16 protein-coding genes and 1 riboswitch are annotated in these 21,660 nt (G+C 72.3%); of the genes, 10 read left to right on the top strand and 6 right to left on the bottom strand.

Going from position 1 to position 21,660, the window contains the following annotated elements; translation table 11 throughout:
* Nucleotides 1-175: 175 nt before the first annotated feature.
* Both OG570_RS37720 and OG570_RS37715 read left to right on the top strand, forming a co-directional pair.
* Nucleotides 176-721, top strand: a complete 546-nt coding sequence (locus OG570_RS37720; protein ID WP_326953610.1) for an EF-hand domain-containing protein — start codon at nt 176-178, stop codon at nt 719-721.
* Between the two features lie 160 nt (nt 722-881).
* Complete coding sequence (locus OG570_RS37715) at nt 882-3,446, top strand: ABC transporter substrate-binding protein (RefSeq protein WP_326953609.1); 2,565 nt, start codon at nt 882-884, stop codon at nt 3,444-3,446.
* A gap of 9 nt (nt 3,447-3,455) precedes the next feature.
* On the opposite strand, the gene OG570_RS37710 is transcribed toward OG570_RS37715, so the two are convergent.
* From OG570_RS37710 to OG570_RS37695, 4 genes are all read right to left on the bottom strand, one after another.
* Nucleotides 3,456-4,949 carry a carboxylesterase/lipase family protein gene (locus OG570_RS37710; protein ID WP_326953608.1) on the bottom strand — a complete coding sequence of 498 codons (1,494 nt, stop codon included), beginning with the start codon at nt 4,947-4,949 and terminating at the stop codon, nt 3,456-3,458.
* Nucleotides 4,950-4,995: 46 nt separating this feature from the next.
* On the bottom strand, nt 4,996-5,592 hold the full coding sequence (locus tag OG570_RS37705) for a TetR/AcrR family transcriptional regulator (RefSeq protein ID WP_326949246.1): 597 nt from the start codon (nt 5,590-5,592) through the stop codon (nt 4,996-4,998).
* An 18-nt stretch (nt 5,593-5,610) separates the two neighbouring features.
* Nucleotides 5,611-6,021 carry a VOC family protein gene (locus tag OG570_RS37700; RefSeq protein WP_247051428.1) on the bottom strand — a complete coding sequence of 137 codons (411 nt, stop codon included), beginning with the start codon at nt 6,019-6,021 and terminating at the stop codon, nt 5,611-5,613.
* Nucleotides 6,022-6,107: 86 nt separating this feature from the next.
* Nucleotides 6,108-9,521, bottom strand: coding sequence for a S8 family serine peptidase (locus tag OG570_RS37695; RefSeq protein WP_326953607.1), 3,414 nt, complete (start codon nt 9,519-9,521; stop codon nt 6,108-6,110).
* Nucleotides 9,522-9,908: 387 nt separating this feature from the next.
* Here OG570_RS37695 and OG570_RS37690 point away from each other — a divergent pair, with 387 nt between their 5' ends.
* On the top strand, nt 9,909-10,319 hold the full coding sequence (locus OG570_RS37690; RefSeq protein WP_326949248.1) for a hypothetical protein: 411 nt from the start codon (nt 9,909-9,911) through the stop codon (nt 10,317-10,319).
* 79 nt (nt 10,320-10,398) lie between these two features.
* Here the strand turns inward: OG570_RS37690 and OG570_RS37685 are convergent, their stop codons facing one another.
* The gene (locus OG570_RS37685) at nt 10,399-11,262 is read right to left on the bottom strand and encodes a serine hydrolase (protein WP_326953606.1); all 864 of its coding nucleotides are present in this window, start codon (nt 11,260-11,262) and stop codon (nt 10,399-10,401) included.
* Between the two features lie 106 nt (nt 11,263-11,368).
* Nucleotides 11,369-12,250: a hypothetical protein gene (locus tag OG570_RS37680; RefSeq protein WP_326953605.1), complete on the bottom strand. Its 882-nt coding sequence runs from the start codon at nt 12,248-12,250 to the stop codon at nt 11,369-11,371.
* Nucleotides 12,251-12,459: 209 nt separating this feature from the next.
* Nucleotides 12,460-12,608: riboswitch (adenosylcobalamin (AdoCbl) riboswitch) on the top strand.
* Between the two features lie 67 nt (nt 12,609-12,675).
* On the opposite strand from OG570_RS37680, the gene OG570_RS37675 reads away from it, so the two are divergent.
* Genes OG570_RS37675 through OG570_RS37645 form a run of 7 tightly spaced genes read left to right on the top strand, consistent with a single transcriptional unit; the run spans nt 12,676 to nt 21,596 of the window.
* Entirely contained in the window at nt 12,676-15,198 is a 2,523-nt protein-coding gene (locus OG570_RS37675; RefSeq protein WP_326953604.1) for a prenyltransferase/squalene oxidase repeat-containing protein, read from the top strand.
* A 4-nt stretch (nt 15,199-15,202) separates the two neighbouring features.
* Nucleotides 15,203-16,066 carry an ABC transporter substrate-binding protein gene (locus OG570_RS37670; protein WP_326953603.1) on the top strand — a complete coding sequence of 288 codons (864 nt, stop codon included), beginning with the start codon at nt 15,203-15,205 and terminating at the stop codon, nt 16,064-16,066.
* On the top strand, nt 16,063-16,989 hold the full coding sequence (locus OG570_RS37665) for an ABC transporter substrate-binding protein (protein ID WP_326953602.1): 927 nt from the start codon (nt 16,063-16,065) through the stop codon (nt 16,987-16,989). The genes OG570_RS37670 and OG570_RS37665 overlap by 4 nt, the downstream gene beginning before the upstream one ends.
* Entirely contained in the window at nt 16,989-18,116 is a 1,128-nt protein-coding gene (locus OG570_RS37660; protein WP_326953601.1) for an energy-coupling factor transporter transmembrane component T, read from the top strand. Before OG570_RS37665 ends, OG570_RS37660 begins: the two co-directional genes overlap by 1 nt.
* Nucleotides 18,113-19,705, top strand: a complete 1,593-nt coding sequence (locus OG570_RS37655) for an ABC transporter ATP-binding protein (protein WP_326953600.1) — start codon at nt 18,113-18,115, stop codon at nt 19,703-19,705. The genes OG570_RS37660 and OG570_RS37655 overlap by 4 nt, the downstream gene beginning before the upstream one ends.
* Complete coding sequence (locus OG570_RS37650; RefSeq protein ID WP_326953599.1) at nt 19,702-20,574, top strand: ECF transporter S component; 873 nt, start codon at nt 19,702-19,704, stop codon at nt 20,572-20,574. Before OG570_RS37655 ends, OG570_RS37650 begins: the two co-directional genes overlap by 4 nt.
* Entirely contained in the window at nt 20,571-21,596 is a 1,026-nt protein-coding gene (locus tag OG570_RS37645; RefSeq protein ID WP_326953598.1) for a prenyltransferase/squalene oxidase repeat-containing protein, read from the top strand. The genes OG570_RS37650 and OG570_RS37645 overlap by 4 nt, the downstream gene beginning before the upstream one ends.
* Nucleotides 21,597-21,660: the final 64 nt, after the last annotated feature.

Raw genomic sequence — 21,660 nt, 5'->3', positions numbered from 1 at the left:
GATCCGGTGAGGCCGCGTCGCCCGATTCCCCTGGTTCTTTCCCCAACGGGTCATCCGGCAGCGTGTTGCCGGTCGCTTGTGGTTGCGCTGGGTGGTGATCAACCGTTCTCGGCCGGGGTGGGTGGGTCCCGATTATCGTGACGCGCCGCAAGGTTTCCCCGACGAAAGGACCTTCGTGTCCCAGGATCTCCTCGAGCGCAAGTGGTCGAACTTCTTCCGGCACTTCGACGCCGACGGCAACGGTTTCATCGAGCACGAAGACTTCGTGCAGCGTGGTGCGCAGGTGGCCGCCGCGTTCGGGTACGCCAGTGAGACAGCCGCCGCACAGGCCGTCACCTCGGGCTTCCAGCGGGTCTGGGAGTCCCTGGTGGGCAACCTCGACGCCGACGGTGACGGCCGGGTGTCGCGCGAAGAGTTCACCGGCGGCATGACGGTGTTCGCCGGCGAAGACCGTTACCAGGACCTGTTCCAGCCGGCGATCGACGCGCTGCTGGCGATGGGCGACGCCGACGGCGACGGGCAGCTCAGCCGGTCGGAGTGGGTGCGCCTGCAGGTCGGCTACGGCACTCCGGAGACCGACGCGGAGTACACGTTCGGCCTGCTCGACACCGACGGCAGCGGCTACCTCTCGCACGACGAGATCTCGGCCGCCACCCGGCAGTACTTCACCAGCACCGACGCCGACGCGCCGGGCAACAGCCTGTACGGCCCGCTCGCCTGACGCCCCGGGTGCCGCCGACCGTCCACAGTGGCCGGTCGGCGGCACCACGGGCGGCACCGCGGTGGTGACCGCATCGGGGGACAGAGGTTCATCGATCGGGTAAGCGGGTGCTGCCTACTGTGGGGTGCTCAGCGAAAACCGATTTCGGAGGTCTGTCCCCGTGCCGGAGAAACCCGACACCGCGGTCGCGCTCACCCATCGGGCGATCGGGCTCCGGGCATCGGACCCGGCGCGGGCCCGGGAACTGCTGGGTGTCGCGCTGGCGAAGGACGACGGCTACGAGCCGGCGTGGCGGTGGCTCGCCGAACTGGTGGCGACCGAGGGCGAACGGCGGTTCTGCCTCGAACGGGCCTACGAGATCAAAGCCGATCCCGAGACCGGCCGGGCGCTCAAGGCCGTGCGCACCACGCCACCGAGCACGCCCGCCGACGTCGCCGACCTGGTGGAACCGGAGCGGCCGCCGGCCAACGTCCGTGCCGGCCGGGCGAAGGGCGGCTGGAAGAAGATCTGGCTCGCCGTGGGCGCGGCCGTGGTCCTGGCCTCGGTGCTGGGCGTCTGGACGGCGGCGGGAGCCGAGCGGGGCGAACCCGTCTACGTGGCGCTGGTGGCGGGGATGACCGGGGACAACGCGGTGACCTCGGCCCACATGGAGCACGCCGTGCGGATGCACCTCGACACCGTGAACGCGGCGGGCGGGATCCACGGGCACCCGGTGGAGCTGCTCGTCTACGACGACGCGGACCGGGTCGACAAGGCGATCGGGATCGCGCAGCAGATCGTCCGGGAGGACAAGGTCCTCTACGTCATCGGGCACGGGAGCAGTGACACCGCGCTCGCGGCGTCGCCGATCTACCGGCGGGCCCGGATCCCGGCCATCACCCCTTCGGCCAGCTCGTCGCGGATCACCGACGGCAGCGAGTGGTACTTCCGCAGCATGTTCGGCAACCGGACGCAGAGCGACTTCATGTCGGTGTACGCCTCGCACGTCCTGGGCTCGAAGACCGCGGCCGTGATCTACGACGACGACGAGGACGGCCGGTCGGCGCACGACACCTTCCTGGAGTCCTTCGGCGAGTTCGGCCGGGTGACCGCCGAGCTGCCGATCTCCGCCGCGCCCGCGAGCCGCGCCGCGTCGGTCGACGCCGCGGTCGCCGCGCTCGAGGCGCACGACCCGCGTGAGCCGATCGTGCTGGCGTTGAAGGAGAAGAGCGGCCTCGAGGTGATCGACCGGCTCCGGTCCGCCGGTGTGACGGCGCCCGTCCTCGGCACCTCTTCGCTGAGCTCCCGGGCCTTCCACGACGCGTTGACCGGAGCCGAACGCAAGAGCGGGCGGCCGGGGGCGCTCACCGGCAACCTGTTCATGGCGACGCCGCTGGCCCAGGATTCGCTGTCCGGCCCCGCGCAGGTGTGGGCCGACGCCTTCGAGCAGCGCTACGGCGAACGCCCGTTGTGGCAGGCCGCGACGGCCCGGCAGGCGCTCAACGTCGGGCTGCACGCGATGGAGGTCGGCGGGCTGGGCTTCGACGGGAACCACCGGGCGGCGGACCGGCAGCGGGTGCGTGACTCCCTGGCGTCGTTGAAGGACCGGAAGAATTCGTTTCCCGCGTTGCTCGGGCCGTTGTACTTCAACGCGAGCGGGTCCGCGCAGATGGCCGTGTCGGTGGTGACGAGCGACGGCGCCCGGTTCGTCTCGGCGCCCGTCCAGTTCACGATCTACGAACCTCCGTCCGGTGACGCGCTGCAGGCGGGGCTGGCCGACGGCGAGGTCATCGCGGTCAAGAACCGGTACCTGAGCCGGCGCCAGGTGGTGGCGACCGGCATCAACCTCAACGAGGTCCGCGACCTCGACACGACCGACGGCACGTACTTCGTCGACTTCTTCGTCTGGCTCAAGTACACCGGCAACAACGGCGCGGCCGACGTGCAGTTCGTCAACGCCGTCAAACCCGACCTGAAGCTGGGGGAGCCGCTGCGCGACGTCACCGAGGACGGGCGCACCTACCGCCTCTACCGGGTGGCCGACCGCTTCAAGAGCAGCTTCGAGTTCCACGACTTCCCGTTCGACCACCAGCAGCTGACCGTGTTGCTGCAGAACCGGACGCAGACCGCGGACCAGGTCTCCTACGTGACGGACAAGGAGATCCTCGACCAGGATCCGCGCGCCTACCTGCGCAGCGGCGCCGACGCCGAGGCCACCATCAACCAGGTCCCCAACTGGGTCGCGTCCTCGGTGCACTTCTTCCGCCAGACGGTCGGCAGCAGCGACGCCCTGGGTGACGGCCAGTCCGCCGGCGCCGCCACCGGGATCTACTACAGCCAGTACGCGGCCGAGATCGAGATCGAGCGGGACACGCTGCCGTTCCTGATCAAGAACCTGCTTCCGCTGATCCTGCTGATCTGCGTCACGTACCTGTCGTTGTTCTTCAAGGCCGCCGACGGCAGCGCGCCGGTGTCGATGGGCGTGACCGCCATCCTCAGCACCGCGGTCCTGCTCAACAACGTGACGTCCCAGCTCCCGTCGGTCAGCTACATCGTGGCGCTCGAATGGGGTTACTACGCGTTCATCCTGCTGGCCGCCGGTTGTGTGCTGATCGCGATGCTGCGCAAGCGCTTCGCCACGCTGAAACGGGACGACGCGGAACAGACCCTGCGCCGGGCGGCGCGGATCGGCTATCCGGTCTACCTCCTCGGCATCGTGACCGTCTTCATGATCGCCTTCGGCTGAGGCGGGCCGCTACCGGCGGCCGTCCCAGGCGGCTCGTTCGGCGCCCGCGGCGTCCTGGACGATCCGGGTCTGTTCGTCGTAGACCATGGTCGTCCGCCCGTCGCGGTCGTACCGGGGCCAGCCGGGATCTCCCGTGGTGGCGAAGCGGACGAAGTCGGCGTGCACGCGCCGCGCCAGCTCCCGCGGGGGACGGCTGCCGAACCGGTCGATCGCGGGCGCTCCCAGCGCCATGACCGTTTCCAGGTCGTCGCGCACGAACGGCAGGTCGACGGCGTGGAACGCGCCGGAGCCCGGCGGGATTCCCTCACGCTGCCAACGGAACTCGTAGAGCCACGACGGTTCGGGACGCGCTTCGAGCAGGCGGATCGTCGGGATCCGGAACCCCCAGTCCGTCCAGCCGGCCTCGACCAGGGCGGCCAGCCCGCGGACGTGGCGGGGGCCGTCGCGGTAGGCGCGCACCGTCGGGCCGTCCATCCCCAGCGTGCGGCGCAGGCCCAGGCGGATCAGCGGCGCCACCGGGCCGGCGACGCTCGCGATGCCCTCGATCAGCGGCGCGGCCTCGTTGCGCACCGTTCCGGCGAGCAGCGGGACGCCCGGTGCGGAACCGGCGGACCGGACCGGGTTCGCCGGCAGGAACTCCGTGCCGTGCACCCCGCGGAACGGGCTGAGCAGCAGCGCCCGGCGATCACCCTTGACCAGGCCCAGTGCGTACCGCTTCAGCGCCTTGAACGACGCCGCCGCGGTGCGCTCCAGGCCGACCGCCGACAGGCTCGCCACGGTCGGCGCGACCCCGAGGTCGCGCGCCACCTGCCGGGTCACGCGCCACGCCTCGTCGACGTCGACGGACGCCATCGAACACCCGCTTTGGGCGATGGCCCCGGCGAACGCGCCGCGCGAAGCGGGCAGTGCGAGGTGGTTCATCACACTGACGCCGCCGCCGGACTGGCCGAAGATCGTCACCCGCGCGGGGTCCCCGCCGAACGCGGCGATGTTGCGCTGCACCCAGGCGAGCGCCGCCGACTGGTCGCGCAGCCCGAGGTTGTCGTGACCTTCGCCGAGGTACAGGAAGCCGTCGATGCCCAGCCGGTAGTTGATGCCGACGTGCACGACGCCGTCGCGCGCGAAGTTCTTGCCGCTGTAGCCGGGCAGCGAGCCGGCGCCGTAGATGTACCCGCCGCCGTGGATGTGCACCACCACCGGCAGGTTCGCGTGGCCGGGGTCGGGGGTCCACACCTCGAGGGTCAGGCAGTCCTCGCCGGTCTCGGTCGCCGCGTAGACCGCGCCGAGCGGGTTCTCCTCCGCGACCTGCGGCGCGGCGGGCCCGGGCGCGGTGGCGTCGCGGACGCCGTCCCAGTCCGCGGCGGGCTGCGGCGGCAGGAACCGGCGCGGCCCGAACGGCGGGGCGGCGTAAGGGATGCCGCGGAAGTGGTGCAGGCCGTCGATCTCGAGACCCCGGACCACGCCGTTCTCGGTGCGGACCCGCGGGAAGGCGACGCTCGTCATCTCCGCAGCCTTTCGACTCGGAGGCAATTAGTCAAGCCGTACTAATTTACGCGTCGAGGATGCGGTGGGCCAGCCGCTTCCATGCCGCGAGGTTCGGGTCGCTCCGGTGGTCGCGCGGCTCGAAGGTGTAGGTCAGGGCGACCCCGCGCATGCTCGCCAGCAGCACGGGCGCGAGGTCGGCGAAGCCGGGGTGCGCGACGCGCTCCGGCCCGAACAGGCCGGTGATCAGCTCGCGGATGTGCCGGCCCAGCTCGTGCTCCGGCGGCCGCAGCGCCGCCGCGAGCTGCGGGTTGTGCTGCGCCGCGACCCACAGCTGCAGGGCGGCGGTGAAGAGCGGGCCGTGGAAGGTGAGCCAGATCTGCTCGACGGCGTCGTCGATCGTGCCGGCCGCCTCGGGGACGTCGACCTGGCCGGCGCGCTGGATGGCGAGGTGCTGCACGGCGGCGATCAGCAGGTCGTCGCGCGAGGGGAACTGGTGCAGCAGGCTCCCGCGGGACACCCCGGCGCGTTCCTGGATGCGCGAAGTCGTCGTCGCGGCGTAGCCGTCCTCGGCGAGACAGGCGACCGCGGCGGCCAGGATGCGCTCACGCGTGTCCCAGGCCCGCTTCTGGACGGGCAGCGGCGCGGGCTGCGAGGTGGCCATGGCCCGAGGTTAACGGGCTCAGCGTTGTTCCTGGATGCGGATCAGGTTGCCGGCGGGATCGCGGAAGGCGCTGTCGCGGACGCCGTAGGGCTGCTCGATCGGCTCCTGGACGACCTCGGCCCCCGCGGCCTGCACCTTCTCGAAGGTGGCGTCGAGGTCGGGGGTGGCGAGCATGATCCAGCCGTAGGTGCCCTTGGCCATCATCTCGGAGATGGTGCCGCGCTCGGCGTCCGTGATACCGGGGTCGGCGCCCGGGGGAGCCAGGAGGAGGGACGTGCCGGGCTGACCGGGCGGGCCGACCGCGATCCAGCGCATCTTGCCCTTACCGACGTCGCTGCGGACCTCGAAGCCGAGGACGTCGCGGTAGAACGCCAGCGAGGCGTCCGGGTCGTCGTGGGGGAGGACCGTCGTGTGGATGGTGATGTCCATGGCGCTCACGCTAGCTCGCGGTTCCGCGCCCCGGACGGCGACGGGCCGCCGGCTCCCGAGGGGGAACCGGCGGCCCGGTGCTCGGGTCAGCCGATCCGGTAGTGGTACGGCAGGGTCGTGATGACCTCGCCGGTGCCCTCCTCCGGCAGTCCGGTGGAGCCGGTGGGCAGGGTCGGGACGGTCACCAGGTTGAGGTGGCCGGTGACGTCGGTGCCGCGGGCGCCGGCCGGGGTGATCGTCACCTGGATGGTGGCCGTCCGGCCCGGCTGGATGATCACCGGCGTGCCGCCGGTGCCGGCGGGGTCGATCGCCTGGTCGTACGGGTCTCCGGTGGACGAGGTCACGGCGTGGTCGAAGCCCGCGGTCACCAGGGACGAGGTGTAGCTCGCGTGCCCGGCGGGGGCGCCGGACGGCTCGAACGGGCCGAGCTCCTGCACGTCGGCGAACCAGATGCCCTTGGTGACGTAGCCCTTCTTCTCCCCGATCGTGGCGACCGAGACGGTGCTGCCGGCCTGGGCCTGCTTCAGGTCGCCGAGCACGTCGATCCCGGCGGCCGAGCTCTGCAGCTCGACCTGGGCCGGCCTGCTCGACGAGGTGGCCACCGTCAGCTTGCTCGTGTCCGGCGGCACTTCGTAGACCGGCGCGATCGCGCCCGGCTCGGGCAGGTCGACCTCGGTCTGGCCGCCGACCGGGACCGGCTGCAGCGTCTGCGCGGTGTTGGTGCGCGCGTCGACGCCGATCGCGATCGGCTCGATGCCGGTGTTGTGCACGGTCACCGGCACCGTGACCGCCTTGCCGGCGGCCAGCTTGCCGCCGCTCGGCAGCGCCGGCGCGGACACCGACACCCGGTCGAAGGCGACCGTGCCGGTGAACGGCTGCTGCAGCTGCTTGCCCGTCACCGGGTTCTGCACCACCAGCACCAGGTGCCAGCGCCCGGGCAGCGGGTTCGCGTCGGTCAGCTGCAGCCCGGTGCCCTGCGACACGGTCGTCGGCGAAGCGAGCGAAATGTTGCTGGTGACGTCGCCGAGCTCGCCGTTCGGGTCGACCAGGACGCCGTCGACGACGGTGCCCGGGTCGGCCAGGTGCACGGCGACGTCGAGGTCCTTCTTGCCGTGGGGCACGTCGAACTCGTAGCTGAACGTCTGCGCGGGGGAGAACGCGCGGGCGTTGCCGCCGGTGATGGTGCCGCTGAAGGCCCCCGGGCCGTTCCCGGTCGGGATGAGCGAGCGCAGCACCGCCGACACGGACGTCTGGTGGCCGTCGGAGCTGCCGAAGGTCACCGAGTAGTCCGCGTCGCCGCCCGAGGCCGGGGTCGGCAGGGCGATCTTGACCGGCTTGGTCTGGCCCGGGGCCAGGGTCAGGAGCTGGGGCGAGACCTGGCCGTAGGGCACGGCGCGCTGCGCGTCCGCGGCCAGCTGGATGTCACCGGTGTACCCGGACGCGCCGGCGACCGAGTACAGCACCGCCGTCCAGGTGCCCGCGGCCGGGTGCCGGACGTCCACGTTGGCGTAGTTGGCCGTCGCCGCACCACCCTGCGGGCGGCTGTTCGCGACGAACGTGCCGTCCGGCGCGAGCAGCGTCAACCGCACCACCGGGGTGACCGAAGCGCCGTTGACCGTCTTGGGGCTGCCCTGCCACGCCATCCGCGACAGCAGCCGGTCGGTGGCCGGCGGGACGCTGAACTTCACCGTCTTCTGCGCCCACTGCGCGCCGTTGTAGTAGGTGAACGTCGGCAGCTTGGCCGCGTCGAACGGCACGGTCTGGGTCTGCGTCGACGCCGTCGCGAACCCGCGCGTGCCGGTGGACACCGTGAGCGGCTTGGTGCCGACGTTCGACACCTTGACCGTCGCGGTCTGCGTACTGCCGGGCGCGCCGTCCAGGGTCAGCTGGTCGGTCGAGAGCGCGATGTTCGACGACACCCCGGCCGGGGCGCCGGTGGTGCCGGGCGCGGTCGAGGCCGCCTCGACGGCCGCGCGCGCGTCCAGCAGGCCGGAGCCCTGCTCGTCGGCCGGCAGGCCGAGGTCGCGCGTGGTGCCGGTGATCAGCTGCTTGATCAGCGCCGGCGTCGGCGACGCGCCGTGGTGCGTGCCGCGGTAGGCCTGGATGACCAGTGCCGCGACACCCGCGGTCAGCGGCGCCGATTCGCTGGTGCCACCGAAGGATTCCAGGTCCGCGCCCTGCGGCGGCGACTGGAACGTCTGGCACTCCGCGTAACCCGGTTCGCAGTCGGCCCAGTTGCCCTCACCGGGCGCGACCAGGTCGATCGTGCGGCCGTTCTGCGTGATGCCGGAGGAGGACAGCGCGGAGATGTTGTCGCTGACCCACTTCCCGTTGGAGAACGGGAAAGCCGCGTACGTGGTCTGCGCGTACAGCCGGTTGTCCGTGGTCGCGCCGGCGGAGATGACCAGCGGGTCGGTGGCCGGGCTGCCGATGGTGGACGTCGTGCCCGCGTCGCCGCTGGAGGTGGTGACCGTGACGCCGGCGGCGACGGCCTCGTCGTTGAACACCTGGAACAGCTCGCGCGAGCTGGTGTCCGGGTACTGGTTGAGGCCGAGCGACTCGTTGATGACGTCGACGTGGTCGACCGTCACCGCGTAGTCGATGGCCTGCAGCACCGCGGAGTTCGTCGCGGTCGAGCCGAAGACGTTGAGCCCGACCAGGCTCGCGCCCGGCGAGACGCCCTTGACCACGATGGTGCAGCCCGGCGGCAGCGGGTGCGCCTGGTTCACGAACTTCGACAGGTCGTGCACCACGGTGCCCTGCGCGGCGATCGACGACGCGTCACCGAACGCCTCGGCACCCGCGTCCGTGGTCGCCGGGCCGTCCCCGGAGAAGTCCTGGTAGTCCGCGAACACCTTGGACCCGTCCGGCCGGATGAAGTCGGCGTAGTCCGGGTCCATGTTGTCGGCGAGGAAAGCGACCTTCACGCCCGAGCCGTCGGCGAGATCGGACGCGCTCTTCGAGCCGTCGGTGCTGTAGGCGTGGATCGAGGTGAGCGCTTCCGGCTCCAGCAGCGGCTTCGCGGGGTCGGCCGGGCAGATCGCGCCGGGCGCCGTCGACGTCCGGGGCTGCGCGCTCGGCGCCGCCCCGCTCGCCGCCGCCGGCGGTGTGCTCGGCGTCGGCAGCGTGACCTTGCTGTCGGGCAGCACGGAAGCCACCGCCGGGTCCTGCGCGAGCGCGGCCGCCTGCGCGGGGCTGACGGTCGCGGAGAAGGCGTTGCCGACCGCGAAGTGCTTGACGTTCGCCGGCGCCAGCCCGGTGAGCTTGCCCAGCACCGCGTTCTGCGCTCTGGTCGCTTGGTCGCGTCTGCTCCCGGATGCCGCTTTCGTCGGTGGTGCTGACGCGATCTGGTCGCCCAGCACCACGATCACCGCCTGCGACGCGGTCCCGGCGTTCGCCGCGGGCACGGCCGCACCGGCCGGCTGAATGGATCCGGCCAGCACCAAGCCACCGACGGCGGCCAGAATCGCCGGCCGGTGTATGAGCGACGAACGCCGCATATGCAGCTCCCTGGTCGTAGGGGTTCAAATCCAGCAGATCCGACTAAATCGGACTCCCTTTCGGGTTCGATTTTCGTCGCCTGGCGACTATTGCGGTTCGACGTCCCGTCCACAAGCGACAATGGTCGGCGATTCCGCGCGATTCCGTGCCGCAACGGGCGTTACATCCGCATTGACCGATGCCAGGAGTGGCTGTCGACGAGTTGGAAAGTTCCCGACACCCATCGACGAATTCGCCCGCCGCTGCGGCCCGAGGGCGCCGGCGGGGCGTCCGTTTCCCGCTCGTCCGGCGGAATTCCCCGCACTCGTCCGGCGCTACCTGCGGGATGTCGCGCTGGGTATCGTCCCTGTGTCGTACAGAGGAACCACCAGTTCCGGAGGTAACCCATGCGCAAGAGTGCGGCCCTGGTTTCGACCGTCCTGCTGGCGGCGGGCATCGGTGTGCTGACCGCCGGACCCGCCGCGGCCCTGGGCGGCGAGACGTACGGGTGCCAGGTCTCACCGGGCCCGGTGGGCTCCTACACCGGGAACTGCCACAACAGCGCGAAGTTCCACGGCCCCTACTCGGCCGGATTCTCCGTCGGCGGCGCGGCCGCCGGCACGACCTACACCTGGCACGTCCCGGCCGGCTACCAGACCGCACCCGGCCTGTGCGGCACGACGTCCGGCTGCCGGGTAGACGGCCTGACCGGCGACGACGAAGTCACCGTCTCGGTCACCCTGACCCAGGCCGGCGCCACCGAAACCCTGACCGCAACGGCGTTCATCCTGGCAGTCTGCGGCAACGTCTACTGCTGACCAGCTGCCGTCCGTACTCTGGTGCAGAACCTGCTCGACCTGGTCGGCGCCGGGCGGGTCTGATCCCCGTTTCCTGTGGTCACTTGCTTCCCGTGCCCGTGGTCGAACCGATGTCGATCCGGCCGAACAGTTGCTGGGCCACGGACTTGCACACTTCGGCGCCGTAGTGGTGCTCGTCGCCCTGGTCCGGGTAGTGCACCATGACCGCGAGCACCCAGTGGTCCCACATCGCCAGGCAGCTCACCGTCCACCAAGTTCCGTGGCGGGTCCAGCCGTTCTCGACGGCCGGGTGCAGGCCCGCCAGGGCCGGGGCCTCCGGGATGCCGAAGGCGGTCGCGGGGTCCGCCGACCGCATGAGGTCCAGCAGCTTGGCCCGCCACCGCGGGCTCAAGCCCGGACCGCGGGCCACGCACCGGCCGAGCAGGGTGGCCTCGGTCGCCGGCATCGTGGTCTTGGACCACCAGTTCGGGTGAATGGTCGTGTCGTGCAGGCCGCAGGTGCGGATCATCCGGGCGATCGAGTCGTCGCCGCCGAGCCGGAGGTAGAGCGTCTGCGCGGCACGGTCGTCGCCGGACCGGATCATCCGGGTCACCCGATCCTCGTCCTCGGCCGAGATCCGCGACTCCCGCGAGGCCAGGTAGTCCACCGCGAGCCAGCTCTTGATCATGGATTCGGTCGTGGTGCGCAAGGTTCCGGCACCGACCACGGTGCCGGTGTCCGTCTCGCGCAACGCCCAGGACCATTCGCCCCGGACGTCGACCGCCACCTCGGCCGCCCCCGGAACCGGCGTGGCCGCCCGCGTCCTCGGGAACGACGGCGGGACGTCCGGCGCCGGTGACGTGCCCGCCGCGGCGGGCACGTTCGCGGAACGAACGCAGACCGCCGCGGCGAGCGCGCCGAGGATGACACCCACCAGGACGACGACGAGCGCGGAATTACGCATCGAAACTCCCTCGCCTGGGCCATGGACCGATGCCGCGGAATAACGGCAATTCGAGTGCGCTTTCGGAAATGCGGAACAGATCAGAATCCGGCGGTGACGCGGATTCTCAGCGATTGAGCTGAACGGAGTTCAGCAACGCCAGCGCGGCCTGTTCGTTGACACGCGAACTGTCGATTTCGAGGGTGTAGGCCCCGAGCGTCCGGTGCTGGTGCACGGGCAGCGGGTCCTGCGGAAAGCTGCTGTCCGCGGCTCTGCTGGTCAGCGACACCGTCAGGGAGAAGCATCGGGGGTCGAGCGGGGCCTTCCCGACCTCGGCGGCGGGGCAGAGCACCAGGGTGTTGGTGTCGGGCTCGCTGGTGAACGTGCCGACCTGCTGTCCGTCGGGCACCTGCAGCGACTTGAGCGGCGACGCGATCACCGGTGGCGTGGTGTGGATCTTCCCCAGCAGGGCCAGCATTTCCGCCGCTGTCACCGGTTTTGTGGTCGTCACCCGGATCCAGCGGTCCGGTCCGTCCTGCCACATGACCGACTGCGGGTGCGGAATCTGGTCCGCCGCCGAGGGTTTCGTGGCCAGTGCGCTGTGGGGCGCGGTGCCGTCCCGGACGTCGATCTCGAACGCGTACCGGTGATCCTGCGCGTAGTGCAGGCCGGCGAAGTGCGGCTGGACGGCCCAGAACAGCAAGTCCCAGGAGCTGTCCTCCAGGCTGATCGCCGGCGCGGCCGGGGGCACCTTCCCGGCGGCCGGCGGCTGGGTCACCGTGGCGGACGGCGGGCTCGCGAGCGTGGCCGGTGGCACCGCGGCGGTACCGCGGTCCTGCGCCCAGAAGACCCCCGCGCCGAGGGCGGCGACGGTGAGCGTCACCGCGGCGACGCTGGCCGTCTGGCGCCGCCGGACCCGGCGTCCGGCGACGGTCACCACGGCGTCGGGATCGGGCGCCAGGGACTCCTGGGCGTCCGGCGCGCGGCGCACCTCGTCGAGGTCGGTCATGGCACGGTCTCCTTGCCTTCGTCGAGCTGGACGTGCAGCGCGCTCAAGCACCGCACACCTCTCAAGAGGCCACCTGCCCCGCGTTCTGTTGCAGTTGTCTTCGAGATCGTCCGGACGGCCGCGCGCGTCCCGGTGTGGTGAAGGCGACGTGAGTTCTGCCGTTCCCGTTCGGCTGACCAGGTGTTAGTGTCGGCTCGCTCAGTCAGTACAACTTCATGTTTTCTGCCCGTGGCAGGGGAAGCCGGTCGAAGTCCGGCACTGTCGCGCAACCGTGGGTCACCTTGGGGTGACGAGTCGGATTACCGCCCCGGGCAGGTGTTTGTCGAACCGCTGTCGCGCCAGCAGTGGGTGGACGCCCGGCCTCCCGTGGGGGCCGGTCTCTCCCTGTGTGTGTCGCGCCGGCGTCTGGGGAGAGGAAGGATCACGTGGCCGGCAAGCGGTTCAGGCCCATCGCGGCCTGGGTGTCCGCCGTCGTCGTGTTCACCGTCGGCTCGGTGACCCCGGCCTTCGCCGGTGACCTCGCGGCCTCGAAGCCGACCTCTAAGTGGCTCGCCGCGCAGCTCGCGCCCGACGGCACCCTGCAGAACCCGCTCGGTGGCGCGCTGCCCGACCACGGCCTGATGATCGACACGCTCTTCGCGATGTACGCCTCCGGCGACGGCGCGCTGGCCGCGCCCATCGTGAAGTACCTCGACGACGACCACCACGCCACCGACTACTACACGTGGGACGGCCTCGTCCCCGGCCAGGGTTACGACGCGATCATCACTGGTGGCGCCGCGGCGAAAGTGCTGGTCGCCGCGGAAATCGCCGGACGGGACCCGAGGTCCTTCGGCGGGCACGACATGGTCGCCGAGACCCTCGGCACCATCGCGCGCTCGGGCGTCGACAAGGGCCGCGTCAGCGACTACTCGAAGAACCCCGACTTCAAGGACTTCGTCAGCAACAACGCCAACGTGTTCGGCCAGGCCCTGGCCGTGATCGGACTGGCGGGCGCCGGCCTCACCGATCGGCTCGTGATCGACACGATGCTGAAACAGCAGTGCTCGGACGGCTTCTTCCGGATCTTCTTCGGCCTCATCCCCACCACCGAGACCGGCGACCAGGTGACACCGGACGGCCACCGGATCTCGACGTGTGACGAGGGCAAACCGTTCGACCAGTCGACGCCGGACGGCGACGCCACCGGTATCGCACTCTCCGCGATGCTCGCCGCCCGCGACGCCGGCGCGGCGAACCTCGACGCGCCCATCACCAAGGCCGTGCGGTGGCTGAAGGCCCACCAGACCGCGAGTGGCGGCTGGGGCGGCGGCGTCGGCACCGAAGCGCCCAACACCAACAGCACCGGCCTGATCGTGCAGGCGCTCGCCGACGCCGGGTGCGCGGACGCCGCGATGGCCTCGGGGACCGCGTTCCTCAAGTCCGCCGAAGCGACCGCGGCCGACGCGGGCACCCCGCTCGGGGATCAGCTCGGCGCCATCGCCTACACCCCGGCCGAGTACCAAGCCGCGCGCACCACCGGGATCGGCGGGCTCGACACCTGGGTCCGCGCGAGCGCGCAGGCCGCGCTCGGCCTGTCCCAGATCGGGTTCCACGACCTCACCCTCGGCCACGCCGGAGCGCAGGGGCCACCGGACCCCGGCTGCAGCCCGCCCGGTCCGCCACCACCGCCGCCCGGCGAAAAGCCCGCGCCGACGGGGGATCACGCCGTGAAGCCGCCGGTGAGCCCGAAGGCCGGCACCCCGGCGGTGCGGCCCGGTTCGCCGCGCGGCACCGTGGTCGTCCCCGTCGATGCCCCGGCGCCGGTGACCGGCCCGACCCCGGCCGACCGGCTGGGCGGCTACCTCGCGAGCCGGCTCGTCGACGGCGACCACGTCGAGGTCGCCCAGGACGGCAAGACCTTCGTCGACTACGACCTGACGGCGGATCTCGTGCTCGCCCTGCACACCCTCGGGCAGCAGCCGGACGCCGCCGCCCGGGCGTCACGGTTCCTGCTGAGCCCGGACTCGATCCGGGCCTACGCCCACGGCGCGCCCTACGAGCAAGGCCAGGCCGCCTACGCCGAACCCCTGGCCAAGCTGCAGATCGTCGCCCGGTTCCCGGAATCCGGCGCGGACGCGGAGGCCGTCGGGCAGCTGCGCACCGACCTCGCCGCGCTGCGGACCGCGTCCGGCGAGTTCACCGACACCGGCGAGTTCGCCGACACCACCGGCACCCTGCGGCGGCACGCCTGGGCCACGCTGGCGACCACGGCGGGCGCCGATCCCGCCGAAGCGCCGGTCGGCGCGCTCATCGCCCACCAGTGTGCGGACGGGCTCTTCCCGGCCGTCTTGACCGGAAAGCCGTGCGCCACCGGCGATCTCACCGCGACGGCCGCCGCGGTCGAGGCGCTGAACGCCGTCCCGCGCGACGGCCGGGCGCCGGGCAACGTCGCACCGGCCGGCTGGACGCCCGAACACCGGCAGGCCCTCGAGTCCGCCGCCGCGGCGCTGACCACCCGCACCGGACCCGACGGCACGATCGCCGCGGCGGACGGGCAGCCCGATCCCGTGCTCACGGCGGCCGTCGCCGGCGGGTTCAGCTCCGCCGGGCTCGACGCGAGCAAGGCCGCGCAGGCCCTCGGCGCGCTCGTGCTGGCCGACGGCGGGTTCCCGAAGAGCCCGGGCGGGCCGAGCGACCCGGGCGCGAGCATCGCCGCGGCGACCGGGATCGCCGGGCGGACCTGGCTCGACGCGGACGGCTCGCCGCTCACGACGGCGGTCCGGTTGCCACTCGCCCAGCCGCTCGCCGCAGGTAGCCACGGCGGTGTCGTCCCGGCGCCGGCCGCCCTCGGGGGTCCGGCGCTCTGGCTGGCCTTCCGCCTGTCCGGTGCCGCGCTCGTCCTCGCCTTCGCGCTGGCCGCCGGCCTGCGCCACCTGATCACCCGCACACCACGCACCAGGGGGTAACACCATGAGACGTCTTCCTTCGCTGCTGGCCGGTCTCGCCGTCATGGCCGGTCTCGTCGTGTCGTCGGCGACGCCGGCGTCGGCCGTCGACCCGACCAAGGGCTACACCGGCATCTGCACCGGCAACGACGCGCTGAGCGGCGTCACCGTCGTCGTCGACTTCCAGGAACTCAACGGCAACGGCGGCACCGCCGCGCCGACGATCACCCGCTGCTCGCCGAACGCCGCTCCCGGCACGGACCGCACCGGCATCCAGGCCCTGCAGGACGCGGGGATCGCCGTCGCCGGTGTCGCGCAGTGGGGGCTCGGGTTCGTGTGCCGGCTGGAAGGCCGGCCCTCGGCGACCGAGTCGATCCCGGTCTCGGGCAACCCGACCTACAAGGAAGCCTGCGTGCGGACGCCGCCGGGCGCCGCGTACTGGTCGTACTGGAACGCCACCGGCGCCACCTCGACCTGGACCTACAGCAGCTACGGCGCGCTCAACCGCAACGTCGTCCCCGGTGGTTTCGAAGGCTGGTCGTTCTCCCTCAACCGGTCCGCCGGCTCGAACCCGGTGCCGCGGGTGACCCCGCTCAACCCGGCCGTCAACGCGAGCAACCCGACCGTGAGCCTGTCGGCCGACGACCTCGACCACAAGATCACCCTGGGCCAGAGCACCACCCTGACCTGGACGTCCACCAACTCCACGACGCTCACCGCGCAGTCCGTCACCCCGGCCACCGGCGGCGGCGCCTGGTCGGGGTCGCTGGCCGTGCCGGGCGGGACGAAGACGATCACGCCGACGGCCAAGGGGACCTACACGTACACGATCAAGGCGGTCGGCACCGGCGGCACGGTGTACTCGACGGCGACCCTGACGGTGCAGTGAGGCGGATCTTCGCGGGTGCGGCCGTCGCGGTGCTGACGGCCGCCCTCGCCCCGGGCGTCGCGCACGCCGTCGACCAGGGCAAGGGTCATCCCGGGTTCTGCACCGACGGCGCCGGGGTCACCGTCGTGCTCGACTTCCAGCAGCTGGGCGGCACGACGATCGTGCGCTGCGACCCGCAGACCGGCCGTGGCACCGGCCTGGACGCGCTGAAGAACGCGGGTTTCCAGGTCGCCGGGGTCCAGCGGTGGGGCGAGGCGTTCATCTGCCGCATCGAGAACCGGCCGTCCGCGGTCGAGGAGATCCCGGTCAAGGGCAACGAGCACTACAAGGAGACCTGCGTCGACACGCCGCCCGCGGCGGGCTACTGGTCGTACTGGCACGCCGGGAACAACTGCGCGTGGGAGTACAGCCAGTGGGGCGTGAAGAACCGCGACTTCACCGCGGGCGGCTTCGAGGGCTGGTCGTTCTCGCTGAACGCGACGGCCGACTCGAACCCGGTGCCGCGCATCGCCGCGGTCCGGCCCGGCACCGCCGGGCCGTGCGTCACCGCGGCGGAGCCGGCGCCGACATCCGACGACATCAACGAAAAGCAGCCCGGCGCCACGACCGCCCCGGCCGCGCCGCCTTCGGGAACGCAGGCCACCACGGCCGGGCCGCCGGGACAACCGGACCAGCCCGGCACGAGCGGCCGTCCGCCGCCGCCGCCCAAGCCGCGGCCCGGCGGGGGTGGCCAGCAGGCCGCGGATCCGGCCGGCAACGTCGCGTTCACCGGCGGCGAGCAGGCTGCCGACGTCGACCAGGCGATCAAGGAGCAGGCCGGGGCGAGTGACTACGCGCCCTGGGTGGCCGGCGCGGCGGTCGTGCTGCTCGCCGCCGCGGCGTGGTTCACCGCGCGGCGTCGCAAACGCGCCCGGGACAGCTGATGCTCGCTTCCTGGTTCCTGCCGCGTGATCTGCACCCCGCCGCGTGGTGGGTGTGGGCGCTCGGGCTGGCGGTGGCGGCGAGCCGGACGACGAACCCGTGGCTGCTGCTGACGATCGTCGCGGTGCTCTGTCACGTCGTCATCGCGCGGCGCGCGGACGCGCCGTGGGCCATGGCGTTCCGGATGTACGCCTACCTCGCCGCGGTCATCATCGGAGTGCGGGTGTTCTTCCGGATCGTCTTCGGCGGCGCCGAAGGCTCGACGATCATCCTGCGCCTGCCCGAAATCCCGCTGCCCGCGTGGGCCGCGGGCATCCGGCTGCTCGGCGACGTCTCCGCCGAGTCCGTCTTGGGCGGGCTCTACGACGGGCTCCGGCTGGCCACGATGGTGCTCTGCCTCGGCGCGGCCAACGCCCTGGCCAACCCGAAACGGCTGCTCAAGGCGATGCCACCGGCGCTCTACGAGGTCGGCACGGCCGTGATCGTCGCGCTGTCGGTGTTCCCGCAGCTGGCCGAGAGCGTCCAGCGCGTCCACCGGGCGCGGAAGCTGCGCGGCGGCGCGAAGGGACGCCGGTTCCGGGCGCTGCACGCGGTCGTCATCCCGGTGCTGGAGGACGCGCTCGACCGGTCGCTGCAGCTCGCGTCCTCGATGGACTCCCGCGGCTACGGCCGCGCCGGGGTGGTGCGGGCCCGCGCCCGGCTGCTTACCGGCGTACTGATGATCACCGGCCTGATCGGCGTCTGCGTCGGGGTCTACGCGACGCTCGACGGCTCGACCCCGCGGTTCCTCGCCACGCCGTTCCTGGTGGGCGGGCTCGTGCTCGGCCTGATCGGCTTCCGGACCGCCGGCACGCGCGTGCGGCGCACCCGCTACCGGCCGGATCGCTGGCACCCGGCCGAGTTCGTCACCGCCGCGAGCGGTGCCGCGGTGGCCGTGGCGTTGTTCACGACGTCGAGTGTGGACCCGACGAACCTCAACCCGTCGCTGAGCACGCTGTCCTGGCCGCTGCTGTCCTGGGTGCCGCTCGCCGGCGTGCTCCTCGGCGTCCTGCCCGCGTTCCTGACTCCGCCGCCCGCGCTGCCGTTCGAGGCGGAACCGGTGCCCGAGACCGAGAAAGTCCCCGCATGATCGAGCTGGACCGCGTTTCCTTCTGGTACCACGGGCAACCGGAACCCGTCCTCGCCGACGTGTCGCTGTCGATCGGGGAGGGCGAGCTGGTGCTCGTCGCCGGGCGGACCGGCTCGGGCAAGTCGACGCTGCTGGGCACGTTCAACGGCCTGGTCCCGCACTTCACCGGCGGCCACCTCGAAGGCACGGTGTCGGTCGGGGACGCCGTGACGCGGGACCGGCCGCCGCGGGAGTTCGCGCACCTCGTCGGCGTCGTCGGACAGGATCCGCTGGCCGGGTTCGTCACCGACGTCGTCGAGGACGAACTCGCCTACGGCATGGAACAGCTCGGCCTGGCCCCGCAGGTGATGCGCCGCCGCGTCGAAGAGACTCTCGACCTGCTCGGCATCGCCGAACTGCGCCGCCGTCCACTGAGGACACTCTCGGGCGGGCAGCAGCAACGCGTCGCCGTCGGCTCGGTGCTGACCATGCACCCGAAGGTCCTCGTGCTCGACGAGCCGACGTCGGCCCTCGACCCGATCGCGGCCGAGGAGGTCCTCGCGACGCTCGCGCGGCTGGTGCAGGACCTCGGCACCACGGTCGTGCTGGCCGAGCACCGGATGGAACGGGTGATCCCGTTCGCCGACCGGATGCTCTACGTCCCGGGCGACGGCAGCGTCACCGACGGCACCCCGCCGGAGATCCTGCGCACCACGCCCATCGCGCCGCCGATCGTGCGGCTCGGCCGGCTCGCCGGCTGGGACCCGCTGCCGATGTCCGTGCGCGACGCCCGCCGGGTCGCCCGCCCGCTGCGCGAGCGCCTCGGCTCGCGCCCGGAGCCGGCCGGGGCCGAGCCGGCGGAACCGGTGCTGACCGCCTCCGGCGTGGTCGTCCGGTACGGGCCGGTGGTCGCGGTCCGCGGGCTCGATCTCGACCTGCACCCCGGCCGGGTGGTCGCGATGATGGGCCGCAACGGCTCGGGGAAGTCGTCGTTGCTGTGGGCTTTGCAGGGTTCCGGGCCGCGGCAGGGCGGGAAGGTCCGTGCCGCCGGGGTCGATCCGGGGGAGCTGCCGAGCGCGAAGGCGCGCAAGGTCGTCGGGCTCGTTCCGCAGACCGCGAGCGACCTGCTCTACCTCGAGTCCGTCGCCGCCGAATGCGCCGCGGCCGATGCCGAGACCGGTGCCGAGCCCGGCTCCTGCCGGGGACTGCTCGACCGGCTCACCCCCGGGATCGACCCCGGGCGGCACCCGCGGGACCTGTCCGAAGGACAACGGCTCGCGCTGGTGCTGGCGGTGCAGCTGTCCGCGTCGCCGTCGATCATGCTGCTCGACGAGCCGACCCGCGGGCTCGACTACCCGGCCAAGGCGGCGCTGGCGGGGATGATCGCCGCGATGACCGCCGAGGGGTGCGCGGTGGTCGTGGCGACGCACGACGTCGAGTTCGTCGCGACGGTCGCCGATCGGGTCGTGGTCATGGCCGAGGGTGAGATCGTCGCGGACGGCGCCACCGCGGAGGTGCTCGGCGGATCGCCGGCGTTCGCGACGCAGGTGGCCAAGATCCTCGGCGGCGGCTGGCTGACCGTCGCCGAGGTCGAGGCGGCGGTCTCATGACGCGGATCCGTGTGTGGGGGCGCGCCGACCAGGCCATGCGCGTCGGCCCGCGCTCGGCCGTCGTGCTCGGGCTCGCGTCGCTGGCCGGGCTGATGATGTTCGTCTGGCCGTTGCTGGTGCGGGTGGCGCCGCAGAGCATGCAGCACGGCCCGGACGCGCCGTTCATCTTCTTCGGCATCCTGCCCATCCTGATCGCCATCGTGCTCGCCGAGCTGTCCGAGGGCGGCATGGACGCGAAGGCCCTCGCGATGCTCGGTGTGCTCTCCGCGGTCAACGCCGCGCTGCGGCCGCTGGGTGCGGGCACGGCCGGGATCGAGACGGTGTTCTTCGTGCTCGTCCTGGCCGGACGCGTGTTCGGCGCCGGGTTCGGGTTCGTGCTCGGCTGCACGTCGTTGTTCGCCTCGGCCCTGCTGACCGCCGGTGTCGGGCCGTGGCTGCCGTTCCAGATGCTGTGCTCGGCGTGGATCGGGATGGGTGCCGGGCTGCTGCCGCGTCGCGTGACGGGCAAGGCCGAGATCGCGATGCTGATCGGCTACGGCATCGTCGTCGCGTACCTGTTCGGCTTCCTGATGAACCTGTGGTTCTGGCCGTTCATCACCGGTGCCGAAGTCCCGTACCACGACGGGCACATCTCGTACGTGGCCGGGGATCCGGTGTGGGAGAACCTGCACCGCTTCGCCGTGTTCACGCTGCTGACGTCGACCGCGGGCTGGGACACCGGCCGCGCGATCACCAACACCGTGGCGATCGTCGTGCTCGGCCCCGCGGTGCTCGCCACGTTGCGGCGGGCCTCGCGCAAGGCCTCCTACGGCGTCGCCCCGACCTTCGCCGAACTCCCCGAACGAATCCCGGAAAGGCAGAAACCGTGAAACTCCGTCAGCTCGCCGCAGTCGTCACCGCCGCCGCACTCCTGATCCCGGCGACGGCGTCCGCCACGACCCCGGCGCAGCACAGCGCCGACGTCGCCGCCGGCTGGCTCGCCAGACAGCTGACCGGCGGCGACCACCTCGAAACCGTCTTCGGCGGAGTGTCCTATCCGGACACCGGCCTGACGATCGACGGCATCCTCGCCTTCGCGTCCGCCGGCGTCGCGAACACCGCCGCCGGCCGCGCGACCACCTACGTGGCCACGAACCTCGCCGGTTACGTCGGCGACGGCGTCACCGAGTCCTACGCCGGCGCCACCGCGAAGGCGACGCTGGCCGCCGAGGTCCGCGGCCAGAACCCGGCCACCTTCGGCGGCGCCGACCTGCCCACCCGGCTGCGCGCGCTGCTGGCGCCGTCCGGGCGGTTCTCGGACAAGTCGCAGTACGGGGACTACAGCAACGCCTTCAGCCAGTCGCTCGCGCTCATCGCCCTCGACCGGACGCCGGGCGGCGCACCCGCGTCCGCGGTGAGCTTCCTCGCCGGGACGCAGTGCGCGGACGGCGGTTTCCCCCTCGACTTCGGCGTGACGCCCTGCGTCAGCGACACCGACTCGACGGCGATGGCCGCCCAGGCGCTGCAGGCGACCGGCCGGCCCGGCAAGGCGCAGCAGGGCCTGACCTGGCTGGCCGGGAAGCAGCAGGCGAACGGCGGGATCTCGGTCGGCACCGGTGACCCGGCGGTCGCGCCGAACGCCAACACGACCGGCCTGGCCGGACAGGCGTTCCGCGCGGGCCTGCGGCTCGCCGCGGCTCAAAAGGCGAAGACGTTCCTCACCGGCTTGCAGGTCGGCTGCGCGGGCGTCGCCGCGAACCGCGGCGCGATCGCCTACGACGCCACCGGCTACAACGCCGACAATGTCGTGCGCGCGACCACCCAGGCCGTCCTCGGTCTCGGCGGCCGCGGCCTGGCCCAGCTGACGTCGGCCGGGTCGTCCGCCGCGGAGCCGGCGCCGACCTGCCCGTGACCACGGGGGAGCCCGGCGCCCGCGAGGTGCCGGGCTCTCGCCGGTTCGAGGCGCCCTGGTCAAC

The organism is Amycolatopsis sp. NBC_01286 (assembly GCF_035982555.1).
GTDB lineage: Bacteria > Actinomycetota > Actinomycetes > Mycobacteriales > Pseudonocardiaceae > Amycolatopsis.
The sequence above is the reverse complement of the archived record's forward strand: the minus strand, read 5'-3'. Positions and strand labels throughout refer to the sequence as shown.

Excerpts from the sequence above, each read along its gene's own strand:
- OG570_RS37660 (WP_326953601.1), top strand. The coding sequence starts at position 16,989 with ATGCTCGCTTCCTGGTTCCTGCCGCGTGATCTGCACCCCGCCGCGTGG.
- OG570_RS37700 (WP_247051428.1), bottom strand. The coding sequence starts at position 6,021 with ATGGACATCACCATCCACACGACGGTCCTCCCCCACGACGACCCGGAC.
- OG570_RS37695 (WP_326953607.1), bottom strand. The coding sequence starts at position 9,521 with ATGCGGCGTTCGTCGCTCATACACCGGCCGGCGATTCTGGCCGCCGTC.
- OG570_RS37680 (WP_326953605.1), bottom strand. The coding sequence starts at position 12,250 with ATGACCGACCTCGACGAGGTGCGCCGCGCGCCGGACGCCCAGGAGTCC.
- OG570_RS37650 (WP_326953599.1), top strand. The coding sequence starts at position 19,702 with ATGACGCGGATCCGTGTGTGGGGGCGCGCCGACCAGGCCATGCGCGTC.
- OG570_RS37655 (WP_326953600.1), top strand. The coding sequence starts at position 18,113 with ATGATCGAGCTGGACCGCGTTTCCTTCTGGTACCACGGGCAACCGGAA.
- OG570_RS37685 (WP_326953606.1), bottom strand. The coding sequence starts at position 11,262 with ATGCGTAATTCCGCGCTCGTCGTCGTCCTGGTGGGTGTCATCCTCGGC.
- OG570_RS37690 (WP_326949248.1), top strand. The coding sequence starts at position 9,909 with ATGCGCAAGAGTGCGGCCCTGGTTTCGACCGTCCTGCTGGCGGCGGGC.
- OG570_RS37670 (WP_326953603.1), top strand. The coding sequence starts at position 15,203 with ATGAGACGTCTTCCTTCGCTGCTGGCCGGTCTCGCCGTCATGGCCGGT.
- OG570_RS37710 (WP_326953608.1), bottom strand. The coding sequence starts at position 4,949 with ATGACGAGCGTCGCCTTCCCGCGGGTCCGCACCGAGAACGGCGTGGTC.
- OG570_RS37705 (WP_326949246.1), bottom strand. The coding sequence starts at position 5,592 with ATGGCCACCTCGCAGCCCGCGCCGCTGCCCGTCCAGAAGCGGGCCTGG.